General features: G+C 46.7%; 16 protein-coding genes and 2 pseudogenes. 6 read left to right on the plus strand and 12 right to left on the minus strand.

All coding sequences use genetic code 11. The annotated features are described in order from the left end of the window. On the minus strand, nucleotides 1-1,181 hold a 1,181-nt coding region (locus tag NDI44_RS27400; protein WP_190416162.1), incomplete at its 3' end, for a DUF4347 domain-containing protein. A 985-nt stretch (nucleotides 1,182-2,166) separates the two neighbouring features. Between NDI44_RS27400 and NDI44_RS27405 the strand changes: the two genes are divergently transcribed. After that, nucleotides 2,167-2,292, plus strand: coding sequence for a hypothetical protein (locus NDI44_RS27405; RefSeq protein WP_277877713.1), 126 nt, complete (start codon nucleotides 2,167-2,169; stop codon nucleotides 2,290-2,292). A 114-nt stretch (nucleotides 2,293-2,406) separates the two neighbouring features. Then, nucleotides 2,407-3,177: an NB-ARC domain-containing protein gene (locus tag NDI44_RS27410; protein ID WP_190416163.1), complete on the plus strand. Its 771-nt coding sequence runs from the start codon at nucleotides 2,407-2,409 to the stop codon at nucleotides 3,175-3,177. A 55-nt stretch (nucleotides 3,178-3,232) separates the two neighbouring features. Here NDI44_RS27410 and NDI44_RS27415 read toward each other — a convergent pair whose 3' ends face one another. Beyond that, a complete protein-coding gene (locus NDI44_RS27415) occupies nucleotides 3,233-3,526 on the minus strand; it encodes a hypothetical protein (RefSeq protein ID WP_190416164.1) in 294 nt (97 codons plus the stop codon). Between the two features lie 30 nt (nucleotides 3,527-3,556). Continuing rightward, nucleotides 3,557-4,111 (minus strand): site-specific integrase, encoded by a 555-nt coding sequence (locus NDI44_RS27420; protein ID WP_190416165.1) that lies wholly within the window; start codon nucleotides 4,109-4,111, stop codon nucleotides 3,557-3,559. Nucleotides 4,112-4,167: 56 nt separating this feature from the next. Between NDI44_RS27420 and NDI44_RS27425 the strand changes: the two genes are divergently transcribed. Both NDI44_RS27425 and NDI44_RS27430 read left to right on the plus strand, forming a co-directional pair. After that, nucleotides 4,168-4,329: a hypothetical protein gene (locus NDI44_RS27425; protein WP_190416166.1), complete on the plus strand. Its 162-nt coding sequence runs from the start codon at nucleotides 4,168-4,170 to the stop codon at nucleotides 4,327-4,329. Between the two features lie 182 nt (nucleotides 4,330-4,511). Then, complete coding sequence (locus tag NDI44_RS27430; RefSeq protein ID WP_190416167.1) at nucleotides 4,512-4,706, plus strand: hypothetical protein; 195 nt, start codon at nucleotides 4,512-4,514, stop codon at nucleotides 4,704-4,706. An 89-nt stretch (nucleotides 4,707-4,795) separates the two neighbouring features. Here the strand turns inward: NDI44_RS27430 and NDI44_RS27435 are convergent, their stop codons facing one another. Next, nucleotides 4,796-5,101: a fertility inhibition FinO-like protein gene (locus NDI44_RS27435; protein ID WP_190416168.1), complete on the minus strand. Its 306-nt coding sequence runs from the start codon at nucleotides 5,099-5,101 to the stop codon at nucleotides 4,796-4,798. Then, the gene (locus NDI44_RS27440; RefSeq protein WP_190416169.1) at nucleotides 5,079-5,363 is read right to left on the minus strand and encodes a hypothetical protein; all 285 of its coding nucleotides are present in this window, start codon (nucleotides 5,361-5,363) and stop codon (nucleotides 5,079-5,081) included. The genes NDI44_RS27435 and NDI44_RS27440 overlap by 23 nt, the downstream gene beginning before the upstream one ends. A gap of 332 nt (nucleotides 5,364-5,695) precedes the next feature. Here NDI44_RS27440 and NDI44_RS27445 point away from each other — a divergent pair. Beyond that, nucleotides 5,696-5,887, plus strand: a pseudogene (locus tag NDI44_RS27445) (tyrosine-type recombinase/integrase); the annotation flags it as partial. A gap of 71 nt (nucleotides 5,888-5,958) precedes the next feature. Next, nucleotides 5,959-6,227: pseudogene (locus tag NDI44_RS27450) on the plus strand (DNA cytosine methyltransferase); the annotation flags it as partial. Between the two features lie 440 nt (nucleotides 6,228-6,667). Here NDI44_RS27450 and NDI44_RS27455 read toward each other — a convergent pair. The 7 genes from NDI44_RS27455 to NDI44_RS27485 form a co-directional block, all read right to left on the minus strand. After that, complete coding sequence (locus tag NDI44_RS27455; RefSeq protein WP_190416171.1) at nucleotides 6,668-7,309, minus strand: DUF924 family protein; 642 nt, start codon at nucleotides 7,307-7,309, stop codon at nucleotides 6,668-6,670. Beyond that, nucleotides 7,290-7,829, minus strand: a complete 540-nt coding sequence (locus NDI44_RS27460) for a hypothetical protein (protein WP_190416172.1) — start codon at nucleotides 7,827-7,829, stop codon at nucleotides 7,290-7,292. The genes NDI44_RS27455 and NDI44_RS27460 overlap by 20 nt, the downstream gene beginning before the upstream one ends. Before the next feature lie 67 nt (nucleotides 7,830-7,896). Beyond that, complete coding sequence (locus tag NDI44_RS27465) at nucleotides 7,897-8,334, minus strand: ester cyclase (RefSeq protein WP_190416173.1); 438 nt, start codon at nucleotides 8,332-8,334, stop codon at nucleotides 7,897-7,899. 213 nt (nucleotides 8,335-8,547) lie between these two features. Then, nucleotides 8,548-9,003, minus strand: coding sequence for a VOC family protein (locus tag NDI44_RS27470; RefSeq protein WP_190416174.1), 456 nt, complete (start codon nucleotides 9,001-9,003; stop codon nucleotides 8,548-8,550). A gap of 241 nt (nucleotides 9,004-9,244) precedes the next feature. Continuing rightward, complete coding sequence (locus NDI44_RS27475; protein ID WP_190416176.1) at nucleotides 9,245-9,715, minus strand: hypothetical protein; 471 nt, start codon at nucleotides 9,713-9,715, stop codon at nucleotides 9,245-9,247. A gap of 505 nt (nucleotides 9,716-10,220) precedes the next feature. Beyond that, nucleotides 10,221-10,862 (minus strand): calcium-binding protein, encoded by a 642-nt coding sequence (locus NDI44_RS27480; protein ID WP_190416177.1) that lies wholly within the window; start codon nucleotides 10,860-10,862, stop codon nucleotides 10,221-10,223. 463 nt (nucleotides 10,863-11,325) lie between these two features. After that, a complete protein-coding gene (locus NDI44_RS27485) occupies nucleotides 11,326-14,883 on the minus strand; it encodes an NB-ARC domain-containing protein (protein ID WP_190416178.1) in 3,558 nt (1,185 codons plus the stop codon). Nucleotides 14,884-15,018: the final 135 nt, after the last annotated feature.

Genomic DNA, 15,018 nt, shown 5'->3' on the forward strand with positions numbered 1-15,018 from the left:
CCCGTTTTGGCAATGTCAAGGTTCCACAGCACCCCAGTACCACTGATACTCTGGTCGGTGCTGCCTACCAGTTGAATGGCAGAGTTGCTGTTGTTAAAGTTGGCATCGTTGGTGATGACATCTCCACTCACCTGGATGTTGAAGGTGCCACCACTGCCGGCAATTTGATTGACATCGGTGATGGTGAGGTCGTTGCTGACCACCAAATCTTTCACTAGAGTTAGACTACCAGTAGCGGTTGCAATTTCCAGGTTGTACAGTGCTGCTGTGCTGTCTACAGTCTGATTTCCCGTGAAGCGTACTGTTCCTGTCCCTGAGTCAAAACTACTGGCATTTGCGATCGCAAATCCTCCTGAAACCGCCAATATATTTGAACCCAGGCTAATGCTTCCTGTATAAGCAGCCGCCACCTGAAGATTTTGAATACTGACATTGCCATTAATAGTGGCATTTTTGGTCGATGTCCCATCAAAAGACGCCACATCATCTGCATCAGGAATACCGTCTGCATCTGATCCTGTGCCACTAACGAGGCTCCAGTTTGCTGCCTCAGTCCAGTTATTAGTTGTACCGCCACCACTCCATTTAAAAGTTGCCATAAAAATTCCTGAATATGTTTCAATAACTTCTTTACAAAAAGCAAGCTGTGGTTCTACCTGTGAGCGACTCTGTCGATTAGCAACAGGTATCGTTCTATCAAGCCTCCAATTCGTCTCTAAATCTGCGTTACCAACCCTCGTCGTTGAAGCGTGGACAGAGGCTCCGGTTAACTCACTCAAGCGGTGGATAAAGGCTTGTCCGCGATCGCCTTTTGCAACTTCACAACCGTAAATTAACAGTTCAGCATTGGGAGCTAGCCAATCTGCCCAGCTTAAAAGTTCGTTTCCATAGTGATTTAGGGTTTCTAGACTGAGTTCGCGATCGCCAATATAAATTGCACCAGAAGCACCATGAGAGACAATGTGGACGCTGCTAACTCTCTGCCGTTCCGCCAGTGCCCGACTAATCTGCTCCACACCATCCTGTCTAGAGTCGAGGACAACCACCTCAATTCCTGGCGCAACTCCAGCAACTAAACTTTGGTAATCTTCTAGCCTGGAATCAATAAAGGCAATTCCATCCAGGACTTGCCCAACTTCATCAAGGTTTTGATGATGGTTAATTTCTCTTCTAAGTGTCATGCCTATGTTTCTTGCAATTTCTAAAAATTTATCGGTTTCAATTACATTAAAAGAGTACATATGGAAATAATTCTCCCAGTGTTTTATGAAAAAATTAATCTCATGGCGATTCACTTTTAAGACTGTCCTTCTGCTTTCTAGCTTTTGATTTATTCTTGTTTTCTCAATAGAAATTTACAAGATAGTCTGATTTTGAGGGATGTTAAAAAAACAGTAACAACACCTCTCCCCAAAGTTTTTTGCTTTAAATGAAAAACTTTGGAAATCCATAAAATCTAATCCTTCAAAAGGCGAGGTTAAGTTTGTGAATAAAGATGATTTGAATAGTAAATATTGTCAAATAATTAATTATTTAAGCTTCAATTCATTACTCGCTATTCAGTATGCTTAATTGGCTCAATAGTGTCGATATATAAAAGTTCGTATGTTTGTAAATGTGTTCAAAAATTAATCTTTAAAAGAATAAGCAATGACTTTGCTCAATCTTTAACTAGATAGATTGATAAATACTCCCTTTTATGTATGCAACCTAAATTCCACAAAATATTCGATAGGTCAATATATATAACTTCGTATATAAAATAGTAACAATCCACAAAATATTTGAAAAGTCAATACAGTTAAATTCGTATTTTCGCAATAGTAAAGTCTGTTATTGAGAAAAATTGATCGCAAGCCAAATTGATGGAGAGTTGAGGAAGGCTAGTCTCTAGTGCAATCACCATGAATCAAGATGGTAGGTTAAGCGATCGCTTTTTCTCCCTCTGGGTCTTCTGTGCCCTCAGCGGTTTGCAAAAAAAGGATTGTTGTCAGATTAAAAGCGCTATCATCGTTCCCTACAAATTAGATTTGGTTAAACCTAAACTGTTCTTTAATAGCTTGAAGCACTCTTTGTAAGCAAGGAAAAGTTAGGGAGAAAGTCAGATGATTGTAAAATTGGATTTGGTGTATTCCAAAAAGATAGAGAAAAGGTAAGATATACCGCATGAGTCAAACAGATAACGAGGATATTCCATTCAAACAGGTGCTAGGATTGGTGGACGCTGCCGTTTTCAATGCCACAGGCAAACACCTTTCCAATATTGAAGTTCTTGTGTTGCAGGGTACTTAACAAGGTCAAAAGTATCCTCAAATTGCCAATGCAGAAGGTTACACCCTCGAATACCTGAAAAACGACATTGGTCCAAAACTCTGGAAACATCTCTCCGACGCACTAGGAGAAAAAGTGAGTAAAACCAACCTCAGGGCAGTTCTCCAGCAAAAACTTTACCAACAACAAGACAACGCCAGCGAGAGCAGGAGACAAGGCGATAATTTTAAATTGCTGAAATTTCCCCAACATCCCTACCACAACCTTCCACCGCGTGACTACACCACATTAGTAGGGCGTGAAGCTGAGGTAAAAAGACTGTTGGAATGGCTTTCGTTTGAGCATCCCACGCCTCGAATTGCCTTAGAAGGCATGGGTGGTATGGGCAAGACAACCTTACTTTTAGACGTTGCTCACTATTGTTTACAAGCCAGCCAAGATGCTCCCAGGTTTGAGTCGATTATTTTTACCTCTGCCAAAACCCAACAGCTTACTGCCTGCCGCATCTTAATGCACTTTCGGCAAGAGCGAACTTTGGGGAAAATTTTTCAAGCCATTGCCCGGACTCTGCCCAGTTGCGATACCCCTACAGCTAGTTTTGAGGAAGCTTGGGAGCAGATTCACAACTGCCTAGAAAAGTTGCGAACTCTGCTGATTGTAGATAACTTGGAAACTCACCAACAGCAGGAGGATTTGCTCGGCTTTTTATACGACCTGCCTGCTACGGTGACGCGGGTTATCACCAGTCGAGAACCCACTCCTTTTACCAGCACCATTCGGCTGGCAGCTTTGCCCGAACCTGAAGCTATCCACTTAATCCAACACCAGGCTAGGGAAAAAGACATACAGCTTAGTTTGGAACAATCCCAGCAACCATCGGCAATCTCCAGACAGGATTTGATCTAGTGGGGTTCGGTGCTTTGTTCACCTGGGCGTGGCAGGAGTTGTTTGATGGGGTCAACTACTTCCGTCGGGCGCTCGGATTGGTGGTGTTAGGAGGAATGCTCGCGCTCAGACTGCATATTGTTTGACCTGGAACCCGCCACTTGATCCGGCAGGAGTTGTGTGCCGTAATCCGACAAAACGTGAATGCCAAGCTATCCTCCCCTGCAAGAGCCTTCACCTTCGGTACTGTCAGGGCGATCTCTGCGGTTTGCGTCTGAACGCCAGAAGCCTTCAGAATACCCTCATCAAACGTCCAGCGATCGCCCAACATACAAAGGTCGCGATCGCTTGTGAAAACCAGTCCTTTCAAAAATAATCAGGCGATCGCACCCAAAAACCTTCACCAACCAATCATCGATACCGCCTTGCGCTTCTGCTCTGGCGATACTTCTAGATACCGCTGCAAAGTACCCAGGTCGTTGTGACCCGATATCTCCTGAATGTGCCTCAGCGGTATCCCGGCATTGTGCATTTGAGTCAGAGCAGTGCGCCGGAAGCTGTGGGTACTGACTCCCTCGACAAAGATGCGCTGGCACGCATCCTTCAGAATCTTATCAGCCATGAACCGACTCAGGTGTTCCTTCCCTCTGACCCCAGACGGAAACAGCGCCCCTGCTTGAGCGAGTTGGTATTCTGCCAGTATTGCCGCGAGTGCAGGTTGAATGTCCACAACGCGGGTTTTCAGTTTTCCCTTCGTGGTAGACTTCCTGAAAGTCAACGTTCCACTTCTAATGTCAGTAGTCTGGAGCGCCAGTGCTTCCGACACCCGACACCCGGTAAAAAGACAGATGCCAAACAAAGCGCGATCGCGTGGCGACTTAAACCCATCGGTGAACAACCGCCTCAATTCATCTGAGGTGAGGATTTTTCCTTGCCCGTTGCCGCTAACCTTCATGGTGGTATTTTCTAGTTAATCCCCAGATTACACGAAAGACGGATTTCGTGGAATAGATGCCGAAAAGTATAGTTCTAGCGTTGTTTGAAAGATTTCGGATTGCCGGATTCAACCGGGCTTATCAATCCCGCTCTATCCGCTTCACGAGAGAATCAGGGTTTCGGGCGCAATCGATGATTTTTGCTTATGCCTGCGCTACTATCACCATTATCAAGTAAAATCCGTGACCCTGAATTTGTAAATAATAGTTTGTTCCCTCTGGTGTCCACAGTTGTTCCGATTCAGCAAGGAGTTGCAAATCTTGAGTGCGATCGCTCTCTAGAATTCGGCGCTCCGAATTCTAGCTTCACTCGGTAGGGAGTCGTTAGTCGAGACAGCGATCGCTATCAGGTCTTGTGGGATGCACGACACACCCTATAAAAGGGTTACAAAGATTGATCTAGAGCGAGATCGCGCTAGAGCGAATCCTCCAGAATTTGGCAGATTACTGCTTCTCCAGATCCTTGGCGGTGTCAAACCGTTTAATCAAATCTGCAATGATACGCGGGTGATTAGTCCTGAAGCCCACCTCTGGCTCTGTACTTTGGGTATCTGAAAGCAAAAAGTTGGACTTTTGGGCAGTCCATAAGCGATCGCCCGAAGGTGACAAATGCGATCACTTAGATGCTGAAGCGCGATCGTGCCTCACTCCACCCCAAGTGCCTCTTTTGGCTCCTTTGGCTTTTTCTCAAAAACTTGGATGTTTGGCTCCACTAGCACAAAGCCATTTTCACTCGTCTCTACCATCTTTCCGGCGATCGCCGCCACCCACATGGGGTACTCGGCTTGTGCCTGTTCTAACTTCTTAAAGACTTTCGGTTTAACAGTAACACTGACAAGCCGCCCGTCACAGTCAATTTCAAATGACTTCCAGCCATTCTCAACCGTTTTTATATCGGCTGGAAATTCGCTGATTTTAATCGTGATTTCAAGCTTTCCTGAAGTTGTCATTTATCCTCCACTGATGCTGTAAGGCGTTGAACTTTGTAGGAAGTGCAGCAAACCCGTGACTCATCCAGAGATGCCGTAAGGGGTTAAACACGGGATTTCGGCGCACCGAAATGGTTGCCAACTTAGTCACTATACCGAGAGATGCCGTAAGGTGTTGAACACACTTCAGTTGCTCGTTTCTCTGCTCAATTTTCCCGCTAACGGGTTGGTGTTTTCCCGCCAACCAACGCCAACCGCCCAAAAACTTCAGCCGAAACCTCACTGATAAACCTATCCAGCGCTGTCCTCACCCCTGTTATCTGTTTGATGTGCTCAACAGATGCCTTGGAACCCAATCAGCTTGTAACTGTTCTCGGCACACCAGGTTAATTCCACTCCAGTAGACCTAATGTGCTGAAGATCGACACTCTCTTAAATTTAGTCTTGTTCGCTGAAGTGAGCGATCGCCTTTCCTGGTGGTAAGACCTGGATATTCAGGACTAGAAGAAAATCCTCTCTCAACTCCAATCGAGGATTCTGGTTTTCTTGATAAGAATGCTTAAACCGCTGCGAAGAACGTGATCGCCGGTCGGGAAAGTCGAGGATGACGATATAGCTGGGGAAAAAGCTGGATTACCCTTCCCAGTTCATCTACACATGCTACGCCACGCCTGTGGATTCTATCTCGCTTCCAAAGGGCATGACACTAGAGTGATTCAAGCTTATTTGGGACATAAGAACATTCAGCATACGGTTCGCTACATTGAGTTAGCTCCAGGGCGCTTTAAGGATTTCTGGACAGATTAAAGTATGCAAGCGATGTCACTTCTGACATAGTAATTTTGTACTCAATTGCCCGTTGCAGCTTCGCTATATTTCGTCCGTTTAGTGTGAGAGATAAACAAAAAGGTCTGAAAGACTCACGGGATGGCTTTCCTGTTTTTATCAGTGCTGTTAAAAAACTTTGTCCAGACATTTGGCTGTTTGAGAATGTTCGTGGTCTTCTTTAGTGAAACAAATGGTACTTGGATGAAGTGACTCAAGAACTTCAGTCTTTAGATATGTAGTCAAAGTTAAGTTATTAAATGCCGTTGATTTTTGTGTGCCTCAAAATCGCGCTCGCGTTATTGTCGTTGGTCATAAAGGCTTGATATTAGTAGCGGAAAAATTCTGATCGTTAGTGAAGCACCAAAGGTAATTGTCCCATTTTCGGTGATTGCCTAATTGAACAGTAGAAACCTGAAATGGCACAAAATCGTTCTTTGCAATTTAGACTGTCCCATTAATGGCTCAAAATGGGGCAGTTTGAGGCACCAAGTATCTAAATTGCCTGCTCGACAGAAGCTTTGGCTAGCAAGCTTTTCAGCCTTAACGACCATTTTTTTGTCCGTTGCTAAAACTAAGCCATAAAGGGGATTTCAGCTTTCCCAAGCTGTCAGTTCTGGTTAAGGACGCTCAAGGGTTAATGATTGCTTGAAATGACTGAGCTACGTAAAAACCGGCTGAATTCTATGACCTTAGAATTCGGGTTTCAACTTATCCCGAACTCAGGTTGCTTATTTCTATACTCAAGTACAGACATCTGCTTTAAAGTAGCTGCTGTAGGTGAGGCGGAAACGATCGCGTATGCACCAGTTGACCTGTAGCCAGATACTCAAGCTCAGCGGGAGTGGATAATCTCCCTAAAACTTCATTGCGATGGGGATGGCGACCAAATCGAGCAATCACCTCCCGATGTCGGTGCGCTTGTTCTGCTGAGAATTCTAGCAAGGCTCGATCGTTCGGCGAGGCTTCCTGCATGAGGTTATCTCCCAGTTTGGTTACGAGTTCCAAATTCCTGAGATCTTCAGAGTGTCCTAGCGGCAGAAAGAAGAAGGTTTTCTCCCAGGGAGTCTCAAGTGCTGCGTAATGATTGATCTCGATTCCTTCTAATGCCAATGAGCAAGCTTTTGAATCTTGAGCGAATGCTTGAGCCGTCCCCTGATAGATGGTTCGCGAAAACTGATCGAGGACGATGATTAATGCCAGTCGCGATCGCGGTTCGTGCGACCAGTTATCTAGTTCACCTTGTATCGCCCGTTCTAGCAAAGGCGCAAACTGCTGGATAATATCGGCATTTCCACCTCCACGAAACCACCAATGAAACTGACGAACTAAAGTTGCTTGATCCTGGTCAAATGACGGCGGAAACCAGAACTGAAGTACGTCTTCAAACAGTTGAGTTTTCATTGTGAACTCTCTCGATAACGGATTGGTGAGAAGTTTTTTGCTCAGTGGATGCAGCTTTCGCGGCAAAGAATTGCTTTAATCTGTGGGGTTCCATAAAAGTAAGGTAACCAGAAGCGATCGTAGGCGGTAACAGCTCAATCAAAACGCGATTTTCGATCCAGAGTTCAATTACTTCAAACAAGCCACGGCGATGCCTCATCTGCCAATTTTCACGAGCAGCGATCGCCCGAACTTGCTCTTCGCTAGCTGGGACTGAAATTGCTGCATGGGTAGCGGTATAGGGAGATGCATCAGGATTTTGTCTACGCTGAAACATCGTGTCATCTTGAGAGCCAGGAATGAGTTCAGTCGTGAAGGGATGCACGTCAACAACGGTTCCATGCATATCAAAAGTCAGGGCAACGTAGCTGTCAGGATATCGAGCATCAGGAAACGGAAAGGCTTCTCCCTGAAACAGCTCTGCTAAAACATAAGCAACCTGTTTTGGGTTTTGAGCGGCGATAGAAAGATGATGAATCATCGTGGGTTTCTCTTTATTTCAAGCTGTTCTCATTTGACTAGGGGCAAATCTTTATGAGGTTATGTTGCTAAACAGATATACCTGTTGGAAGAACACCAAGCTGCTGCATCATTGCCATGTCGTCTCGTACCACCCAATGCTCTACAATCTGATGATTTTGCACTCGCAAAATATGAATTTGTCTCTGACAAATTGAGTTTCCCGTTGGTGGCATTTCTAGAAATCCTGGAAATCGGCCTTTGTGAGTGGCGGTTAGAGTGCAGCACATAACGACGCGATCGCCCTCGGCAATCAAATCTTCAATCTGATGGTGATGATCGGGGAATGCCATTGTGATCGTATGAATAAACTGTTTCATCGATTCAGGATCGCGAGAAGCAACCGGAGTTGGATCGTTATTGTTGAATTCGGGCGAAACTAGCTCATCAATAAGATCGACGTTGCGCTGATTGAAAACTTCTTCGTAGAAGCGCCGAACGATTGCTTTGTTGGATTCGGTAGACATTGTGATAATTCTCCTTCATTTACATACAAGTGCAATTCACTTTTTAGCCTTTCAAGGGCTAGCTCTATTGTTCAATATCGTTCATAGCCGTTGAAGATTAAAGTTTTTTCGAGCAGTTCTTCTTGTGTATCCGGTTGCTGAAAGCGATCGCAGGTTGTTCCTCTACTCTTTTATTGGGCTGCACTTTCTCAAACTTTATAACTACTGCGACTATTACTTTAGCTGCCACTGACTGTAAGGAACTATCCCTACTTCAGGACAAGGCTCTTGCGGCAGCATTGCCAGATATTCCAACAAATGCCCGTCTGGATCGGTGAAATAAAGCGAGAGGGCGGGCATCCAACCAATAACAATTGGTTCTTCAACAGGTTCGCCGTAGAATCCTTTTGGAACAACATCACTAGATATTAATGCTGATGGAGCAGTAAGAATTTGCTCAACCGTGCTTGTAAACGCTAAATGCAAACGCATTCCGTTTGGAGCATCACCTACTTCCCATAGACCTAGCATCGCTTGCCCCCGCCCTCCAATCCAGAAGAAAGCAGCGGCGCGATCGCGTACAAGGTAAGCCAACTCCAGCCCAACCACGTCTCGATAAAAAGCGATCGAGGTTGCCAAATTTCTCACCGTCAGATGTGTTTCAAAAAGACCTTGAATCGAGACTTGCATGATAGATATCTCTACAAAAATGCTGGTCTTCTAGGTGCTTTATTACTGTGGACTACAATCTAACCCGATGCCATTGATCGCCACAACTACATAGCGATATCGACGCAGTGCAGTTTGTAAAAAGCGCTGAAGAAGATTCATGTTGTACTGGCTAGTAACGTTGATTTCAAAATATCTCAAAAGTCTTCGAGAAGCGAATTAGAAAATAGTAGAGTGTTGTTCATAGCATGACTCCGTTGAACTAGCTTGTTGCTACCAGAAATTCCTTGAGCGATCGCGGTTCTAAAAAGGCAAGATATTGAGCCGAAAGCTCAGGCGGCAGCAGTTCTAGCAGCAGATGATTTTCAATCCAAAGCTCAATGACCTCAAAGAAGGCATCGCCACGTTTATAGCGCTCGACCCGCCAACCTTCACGAGCTGCAATCGAGCGAATTTCAGTTTCGCTAACTAAGACTGAGATTGCGGCATGAGTTGCAGTGTAAGCAGAGGGGTGAGGGTTCACCTGATGCTGAACGGCGGCTTCGTCAATTCCTGGTCGAAGTTCCAATCCACGCGGATGCACTTCTATTAGGGTGCCGTAAGCGTCAAACGCAAGGGCAACATAGCTACCTGGATTAGAAGCAAATGGAACAACTTCTCCATTTAGCAATTCGGCTAAAACTTCAGCGACACGAAGCGGATTATGGGTTGCGATCGAAATGTGGTGAATCATATTAAAGCTCCTAAATTTCAAGTAAGTTTGGTGGGCAAATGAGCGGCATTGCCGAACAGAACGTTAACGGCTGTGCTGAAGAATAAGGTTTTAGCTATTCGATTAGCCATTTGCAGGTCAATCTTCCGTCAAAGATGATCCACCGAGCAGTTAATCGACCGGAACGCTTTTGTTTGTTGGGCTATAAGAGTTGAAGAACCCAAATCGCGATGTGGAATGAAAACAGGTTGTGTGGAGCGATCGCCGAGTAAAATTCTTTTGAACAATCGCTCCACCTAACTCAAATTAAGCAGTTGAGCGATCGAGGTTCATGCAAAACCGCGTATTACCGATGCTTTGGCACACTTGCAGGATATAGTCACCTGCTCCCTTCAGCCCGCTGATGGTATAGAGGTTGCCTTTAAGAGTAGTTGTGCCATGTTCTACTAGTTGATTGGACAGGCAAAAGAGCTATCCCACCAGACTCTAGCTGTTTTGCCTGAGTGGAAGTTAAACAACCTGCAACCTAGGCAGAAACAAAGTCAAGTGAAGCAAACACATTGGTTGTGTCTTGCACAACCGCGATGAGGTCACCGTTTTTGTGGATGAGCGTATCCAGTGCGGAACCACCAGAGAAATTCTGGCTCTTGGTTAGCGTGTAACCACTACCAAAGATACTGCCGTTAATCTGAATCTTGTCACCCTGACTGGCATTAAAGTCAGTAATTGTGGCAAAACTAGAGCCGTTGACGTTCAGGTAGAAGGAACTAGCCTTATCTCCAAGCAAAAATGTGTCGGCTCCGCCACCGCCAGTTAGGGTGTCTAATTCATTTCCATTGAGACCAAGGAAGCCTTTGAGAGTGTCATTGCCCGCGTCACCGAAGAGAGTGTCATTGCCTGTGCCACCTAAGAGTTTGTCATTGCCAAAGCCACCGAAGAGAGTGTCATTGTCCTCATTACCCTGTAGCTCGTCATTGCCAAAGCCACCATTGAGAGTGTCATTGCCAAAGTCACCCGTAAGGAAGTCATTGCCATCGTTACCATTGAGAGTGTCATTGCCAAAGCCACCGAAGACAACGTCATCGCCGCCTAAAGCAGCGATGAAGTTATCTAAGCTATCACCAATAAGAAAGTCACTTCCATTGGTTGGGGTTCCTATAACTGCCATTGTTTTGTTTTCCTTTTTTGTGTATGTGTGTATGAGCGTTGAACGTCTGCTCCTCGCCCAGCCCAAAGCCACCTGTAGCCTTGCTACAAGTCTGAGCAAACGGTTTGGCTGATTTAAACTGGTCAGGTTGCCTCGAAAGCATTAGGTCAAGCAGGGGCTTTGGGTTGATTGCTTCTAAGGGCAGCCTGAGTAAAGCTGAGTATGAATCTGGCCTGGGTTGAGGAAGTTGTGAATCGTCAGCAGGTCAGTTTGCTTTGTCTTCTCAACTCGCGGCTTCATCGCTCATATATTCAGAATAAGAGCTAGCTTTCTGCTTGTCGGTTTGAAAAAGTCAGATTAAAAGTCGGAAAAGATCACATTCTGATGTCGGGTGCTGAGCAGGATGGGTGGAGCGATCGCCACGACAAAACCAAGCGATCGCAAAAACGCTAATCACCCTACCTTGAATCGATCGAGATTTAGATTACTCTAAAATCGCTCCTAACGAGCGCAGCGTGGCGATTTGCGCCTCAGTCAGTCCAGTGACACCTGCGATGTTCATGCGCTCGTAAGGCCGATCAGCCTTGAGGAGATTGAGACAAGTTCCGGTCTCCAAATCCCAAAGTCGAATCGTTTCGTCTTGGCTACCGCTCGCCAGCGAACGACCATTGGGACTGAAAACCACCGACCAGACGAGGCTGGTGTGTCCACTAAGCGTCTGGACGCATTCGCCCGTTGTTAGATTCCACAACTTCACCGTGCGATCGCTACCACCGCTTGCCAAATATTCTCCGTCAGGGCTAAAAGTGATTGACCAAATCCGATTAGAATCCGTGTGCAGTGTGCGGTCGCACTGTCCCTGCAAATTCCACAGCTTCACGGTATCGTCGCCGCTGCCACTCGCGATCGTTTCACCCGTTGGGCTAAACGATACTGACCACACCCACATCGTATGCCCCTCAAAAGTTTGCAGACATTCGCCCGTTTCCAGATCCCATAGCTTGAGCGTTTCATCGTAGCTGCCGCTCACGATTTGCTTACCATTGGGGCTAAAGGCGATCGAGCAAACCCAGCTTGTATGACCCTGTAAGGTTTGGCGACACTGCCCCGTGTTGAGATCCCACAGCTTAATCGTGTGATCGTCACTGCTGCTGGCAAGCAGTGGCTCAGTTGGACTGAAGTCCACCGACCAAACTCGGCTCGTGTGCCCGTGCAGCGTCTGCAAACACTGCCCCGATCGCAAATCCCACAGCCTCAAGGTTTGATCGCTGCTGCCGCTGGCGAGCAGTTTGCCATTAGGATGAAATGCGATCGCACAGACGGCGTTGCGATGCCCTTGTAAGACATGGGTACACCTGCCACTGCCGACATTCCACAACTTGATTGTGTAGTCGTCATTGCCGCTGGCTAAAGTTTCACCATCGGGACTGAAAGCCACTGACCAGACACGATTGGTATAGCCTTTGAGCGTCCGCTGACAGTTTCCCGTCACCACATCCCAGAGTTTGGCGCAGTGATCGCCGCTGCCACTGGCGAGCGTTTGACCATCGGGACTAAAGGCGATTGATCGCACCCAGTTCGCATGACCTTTAAGCGCCCGCTGACACTGACCCGTATCGAGATCCCACAGCTTGATTGTTTGATCTTCACTGCCGCTTGCCAAGCGTTGTCCGTGCGGACAAAAGGCAATCGATCGTACCCAGTTCGTATGCCCGCGCATAATTTGCAAACATTCGCCTGTTTCAATTTGCCACAATCGCACGGTGCAATCACTGCTGCCGCTTGCTAAAACAGAACTGTTTGGGCGAAAGGCGATCGACCAGACATGACCAATATGTCCGCTCAAGGTGCGGTCGCAATTTCCAGTGTGCAGATTCCAAAGCTTGATCGTGGCATCGTCACTCGCACTTGCTAGAATCGGCAGGATTGGACAAAAGGCGATTGATCGCACCCAGTTTGTATGTCCCTTCAAGGTCTGCAAACACTGCCCCGTGCCCAAATCCCACAGCTTGATTGTTTGGTCTTCACTACCGCTGGCAAATTGACCCTCTGAGCTGTAAGCCACTGACCAAATCGAGCCAGTGTGTCCTTCGAGCGTTTGCAGACATTGCCCCGTGTTGAGATCCCACAGCTTGATGGTGCGATCGTCACTGCCACTCGCGAGGGTGCAGCCATCAGGACTAAACGCCAGTGACCATATCCAGCTTGTGTGACCGCGAAATGCTTGAATGTTCTTGCCGTCGCTCGCTCGCCATAGCCGCACTTCACCATTGAGATCACCCGTTGCCAAAAGTTGCCCATCCAGACTAAAAGCAACAGCGGCGGGTGTTGCCAGTGTCTCGGTAAACACAGATTTCGCTAAATCTGCATCGGTAAAGTTCACGCCGCGCAAACTTACGTTTTGTAGATATGCCTGCCAAATACTCAAACCTGAAAAGTTGTAATTATTTAAATCAATGTCTAAATAATTCAACAGGTTAATAATATTGCCGCCACCATATCCAGCTGAAGTTCCATACTCCACTCTCAGTTTGGCAAGTAGGCGATCGAGTTGATCTAAAACCGCAGTTTGCGATCGCCATTCATTCAATAGCCTGGTGATAAATGGCGCAAGAATGACGCGAATTTGACTTTCGCGCACGTAGTCTTTCGCCTCTGCTCTGATCAAAGCATGGCTGATGAACAAGCGAACATTCTGCGTCTTAATTTCTTCATACACCTGCTCGATAAAATGCTCAGTGACAAAATCCATCACCACAGGTTGCAGCGTAAATCGTCCTGCTGTTTGCTCAATCAAAGAACAGCGTTTAAGCGCCTGCAAAGCTTCAAGTAACTGGACTTGCGATCGCTCCGCCATCAGATCCGATCGCAGCTCGGCAAGTCCTGCCCATTCGCGGTGGATTGCCAGCCAATACATCACTTGTTTTTCGAGTTCTGAGAGACGATGAAACTGTTCAGCAATTAGGGTACGAATGTTGCCAAACGAGATCAATCCCTGTTCTAAAAACTGTGCGATGCTGCCGTCAAACAAATCTTGCACAGTTGTTGCAACAATTTTTAACGCTAGCGGATTGCCAGAATAGCATTCAGCGAGCGTGTGCAGTTCGGCTTCCGAAGTATAAAAACAACCTTCAGCCTTGACGATCGCCTGCACATCTTCGAGCCGCAATCCACTCAGCGCGATCGTGCGGACGGGCAGCGTTTTTCCTTCTAGCGCATCAAACGGCTTCGGCTTTTCTCGACTCGTCAACACTAAACAGCTTGCGTGACGTTCTGCACCGACTTTTTGAAACAGTTCTCCATATTCGATCGCCGCCTGCTCTAAAACTGTTTCAGCATTGTCTAAAACCAACAAGCAGCGCGAAGCGCGTAAATGCTGCATCAGCAGCGCAATAAGTTCAGCGCGAGTTGTGGGCAATGCAAATTTTTGCTCAGATAGTAGGGGAATAATGGTTGTGAACAATTCTTCAATTGGTGGAGCGTTGCGGAGCGATCGCCAAATCACAACTTCAAATCGATCTTGTAGCCGTTCCACCAGCTTGATTGCCAGGGTTGTTTTGCCGATGCCGCCCATTCCTACTAGGGCAATCAGACGACACTGGTCCGTGACAATCCACTGCTCTAGCTGATTCAGTTCCTCAGTGCGACCGTAAAAAACGGGGATATCAATAATTTCTCCCCAGTGTTGGCGAGCCGGGATCGCAGGCTGAGGTGGAGCGATCCCCTCTAAAGATGTTGCGCTCCCGCTTGAAGGAATCTCGACAGGTGAGTCAAGCGTTGCTGATCGCAGCTGTAGTGTTTGCCTGCGTACAACCGCCTGCACATTGTTTTTATTGACAGATTCCCCGAAGGCGATCGATAGCTGCTGCCATAGCTTCGCACCGACATCGCGGACATGTCCGACATCGTAGCCAATTTGCTCGGCAATCTCAGCATAAGTCCAGCCCTGCCAGGTGTAGCGAAACACATCCTCTTGCAGGTCTTTGAGTTTTTGTCCGGGCAGCAGGGCATCAAGCGAAACAATAGCTTCCTCAGGAGTCATAAACAGAGTCCTTGCAGGCAGCACTTAGGTGAATCAATCTGCTCAAATTACCATCGTAGTTGATCGTTCTACTGTTAAAGCCCGAAGATTGCAATCGTTAATCTTTTGAGTTGCTTGAGTTAAAGTGAACGAATC

This window comes from Trichocoleus sp. DQ-A3 (genome assembly GCF_039961975.1).
In the GTDB taxonomy this organism is placed as follows: domain Bacteria; phylum Cyanobacteriota; class Cyanobacteriia; order Cyanobacteriales; family FACHB-T130; genus FACHB-T130.